General features: G+C 63.4%; 4 protein-coding genes. 3 read left to right on the forward strand and 1 reads right to left on the reverse strand.

Translation table 11 applies throughout. The features are described 5' to 3' along the window. Positions 1–271: 271 nt before the first annotated feature. The gene (locus tag BMG07_RS40170; protein WP_198089142.1) at positions 272–703 is read right to left on the reverse strand and encodes a hypothetical protein; all 432 of its coding nucleotides are present in this window, start codon (positions 701–703) and stop codon (positions 272–274) included. 185 nt (positions 704–888) lie between these two features. Between BMG07_RS40170 and BMG07_RS40175 the strand changes: the two genes are divergently transcribed. From BMG07_RS40175 to BMG07_RS40185, 3 genes are all read left to right on the forward strand, one after another. Further along, positions 889–1692, forward strand: coding sequence for a hypothetical protein (locus BMG07_RS40175; protein ID WP_198089143.1), 804 nt, complete (start codon positions 889–891; stop codon positions 1690–1692). 89 nt (positions 1693–1781) lie between these two features. Continuing rightward, positions 1782–3026, forward strand: coding sequence for a glutamate carboxypeptidase (locus BMG07_RS40180; RefSeq protein WP_198089144.1), 1245 nt, complete (start codon positions 1782–1784; stop codon positions 3024–3026). Positions 3027–3063: 37 nt separating this feature from the next. Further along, positions 3064–3480, forward strand: a 417-nt coding sequence (locus BMG07_RS40185) for an acyl-CoA dehydrogenase family protein (RefSeq protein ID WP_198089145.1), incomplete at its 3' end; no start/stop codon positions are given.

The following is a 3480-nucleotide window of genomic DNA, read 5'->3' on the forward strand; positions in this document are numbered from 1 at the left end:
ACTGTGCATTGGGGGAGGCGAGGGTACCGCCGTGGCGCTTGAGATTCTCTAAGTTGAAAACAGTTGATAACTTTTGATGATTGAAGATGACTTTTCTGCCTGAAAAGCACTGATAAGATCATTTCGCCATGGTGCAGCCATGGGGGAGATCGGTGTGATTTCGGGGAGAAAAAATGAGAAAGCAGGTTTCGGTTTCGGAGGCCATCGCGCCTTCGGACCGGGCTATCGCGGTTGGCGTTCCGCACGAGTTTCCAGCAAGAGAGACGAAGCTTCATCGATTTGCCGGTGTTGTCGCGGCGGTGCTGCTGGTGGGCGGCGGCGTCTGGATGGCATTGCCGTACAACGGGATCTTTTCGTCGGGCAATGACAGCCTGCTTCTCAGCTTGGCCGAATTGAGCCGCGAGGGGGCCAGGACCTTGTGCAGTCCCAAGGCCCTGGAAAAAAACTTGGGATTCGCATCGGAGATTCCGATAGCGCCTTGAGCGACGGCGAAGTCGTTCTTGTGCCGATCACGTCGGCGAACAATTCTGTCGTCGGTACCTATGCCCGGTTTCCCGTGGCCTCCGGTGCTGCCTGCCAGTTGAAACTTCGCTTCGCTCGCCAACGTTTCTGCGATACAGATTCCGCACGGGTTCAAAGGCTTGTGGGTGCCCGGCTTGTGCGCCGGCTGGCGATACCCGGAGAGCTGGGTGCTTACGACCATGCTATGCCTTCGCTCGCCAGGGCTCTGAAGAAAGATCGATCCTTGGCTGGAGGCGGCCTACGAGCGAGTGCCTGGCCGATGTCGATCTCGTTTCGGTGGTCGGTTAAGTGGCCGCGCGACGCGGCAGCCGCACGCTGTGGTGCCTTTCGCTTCTGTTGGGCGCGATACTTTTCTGGGCCTGCGCGATGCTGGTGTACGAATCGGCGCGCGAGTACCTTCCACGCTTCGATCTGCCGGCGTTCGACGCAAGCAAGGCGGCTGGTCTGAGCGATGCCGAGCGCGCACGCGACGAGTTGGAGCTTTTCAACGAGCTGCCGCAATGGAAGGGGCAGAGCCGGCAATATGCCGGCAAGTCGAGCGGCAAGAACCGCGAGCATCGCTGGAGAAAAATGTCTGATGAGGGCTTTGAACTGGCGCATGTCACGCTGCAGGTGCTTCAACCCGAACGCGGCTTGATTCATCCTTTGAACGCGCCGATGAAGCGCCTGGAAGAACTGGCTGAGCGCGGGGATACAGGCGCCATGTGCTTGATGACCGAACTGGTCGACCAAGCGAAACGCAAGGCAACGCAAGCGGACCAGGCGCAGGCTCGGCGCTGGCTGCAAGAAGGCGTTGAACGCCAGCATCCGCAATGCCAGCTTCAAATGGGGCGTCGCCTGCTTCTGGGAATCGATGGATATCCGCAGGACATGAAACGCGGCGTGCGACTCGAACTCGCAGCACGCCGCGCGGGCTATGTCGGAGAACTGGACGGGCTCCTCTCCTATTTCCAGCGGCGCTGGTCGAAGTCCCGGATCGACCTCACGCGTTTGTATTGCTGGCTTTCCATCGATGCGCAGTCGCGCTTGACGGACAGCCCGCAGCGGATGCTGGCGGCCCTGCGCGCCGAAGCCCGACGTGACGACTCCGCGGAATTGACGGCGCTGGCGCGCGAACTCGACGGCAAGCAGTTCACGGTGCAAGCCTGCGCCGACCTGGGCGCCGACTGAGAGGTGATGCTCCCCCGGCTGCGAATGCTGCCGGCGGGCATGGAGCAATACCTAGAATGTGAGGATCACTAGTATCTGGAGATCGTCTCATGCACCCGGCCTTCCAGCGCAATGCAATTGCTGCGCTTCTTGCCATCACGTTCCTCGCCCCCGCCCTGGCACAGAAGCGCGACAACGTGCTCTTCCAGGCCGCCACCGACGAGCAGCCGGCCGTGATCAAGACGCTGGAAAAGCTCGTCAACATCGAGACCGGCACCGGTGACGCCGAAGGCCTGGCCGCCGCCGGCAACTACCTCGAGGGCGAGCTCAAGAACCTGGGCTTCACCGTCACGCGCAGCAAGTCGGCCGGCATCGTGGTGGGCGACAACATCGTCGGCAAGATCAAGGGCCGCGGCGGCAAGAACCTGCTGCTGCTGTCGCACATGGACACCGTGTACCTGAAGGGCATCCTCGCGAAGGCGCCGTTCAAGATCGAGGGCGACAAGGCCTACGGCCCCGGCATCGCCGACGACAAGGGCGGCAACGCCGTCATCCTGCACACGCTCAAGCTGCTCAAGGACTACGGCGTGCGCGACTACGGCACCATCACCGTGCTGTTCAACACAGACGAGGAAAAGGGCTCCTTCGGCTCGCGCGACCTGATCCAGGAAGAAGCCAAGCTGGCCGACTACGTGCTGTCGTTCGAGCCCACCAGCGCCGGCGACGAGAAGCTGTCGCTCGGCACCTCGGGCATCGCTTACGTGCAGGTCAACATCACCGGCAAGGCCTCGCATGCGGGCGCCGCGCCCGAGCTGGGTGTGAACGCGCTGGTCGAGGCGTCCGACCTGGTGCTGCGCACGATGAATATCGACGACAAGTCGAAGAACCTGCGCTTCAACTGGACCATCGCCAAGGCCGGCAACGTGTCGAACATCATCCCGGCCAGCGCCACGCTGAACGCCGACGTGCGCTATGCGCGCAACGAAGATTTCGACGCCGCCATGAAGACGCTCGAAGAACGCGCGCAGCAGAAGAAGCTGCCCGAGGCCGACGTCAAGGTGCTCGTCACGCGCGGCCGCCCGGCCTTCAACGCCGGCGAAGGCGGCAAGAAGCTGGTCGACAAGGCCGTGGCCTTCTACAAGGAAGCCGGCGGCAACCTGGGCGTGGAAGAGCGCACCGGCGGCGGCACCGACGCGGCCTACGCGGCGCTGTCCGGCAAGCCCGTGATCGAAAGCCTGGGCCTGCCGGGCTTCGGCTACCACAGCGACAAGGCCGAGTACGTCGACACCAGCGCCATTCCGCGCCGCCTGTACATGGCAGCCCGCCTGATCATGGACCTGGGCGCCGGCAAGTAAGAAGAAGCACACGACAACGAGTACAGGAGACAACGCCATGCTGCTCAGCGCAGACCAGGAAGCCATCCGCGACGCGGTGCGCGATTTTTCGCAGGCCGAGTTGTGGCCCCACGCCCCGAAGTGGGACCGCGAGCACAGCTTTCCCAAGGAGGCCCACCAGGGCCTCGCCGCGCTGGGCGCCTACGGCATCTGCGTGCCCGAGGAGCATGGCGGCGCCGGCCTCGACTACCTCACGCTGGCGCTGGTGCTGGAAGAAATCGCGGCCGGCGACGGCGGCACCAGCACCGCCATCAGCGTGACCAACTGCCCGGTCAATGCCATCCTCATGCGCTACGGCAACGCGCAGCAGAAAAAGCAATGGCTCGAGCCGCTGGCGCAGGGCCGGATGCTCGGCGCCTTCTGCCTCACCGAGCCGCAGGCCGGCAGCGATGCATCGAGCCTGCGCACCACGGCA

The organism is Variovorax sp. E3 (assembly GCF_016082275.1).
Classification (GTDB): Bacteria; Pseudomonadota; Gammaproteobacteria; order Burkholderiales; family Burkholderiaceae_C; genus Variovorax.

Bases quoted from the DNA above. Each gene is read 5' to 3' on its own strand.
- BMG07_RS40180 (WP_198089144.1), top strand. From the start codon at position 1,782: ATGCACCCGGCCTTCCAGCGCAATGCAATTGCTGCGCTTCTTGCCATC.
- BMG07_RS40175 (WP_198089143.1), top strand. From the start codon at position 889: ATGCTGGTGTACGAATCGGCGCGCGAGTACCTTCCACGCTTCGATCTG.
- BMG07_RS40170 (WP_198089142.1), bottom strand. From the start codon at position 703: ATGGTCGTAAGCACCCAGCTCTCCGGGTATCGCCAGCCGGCGCACAAG.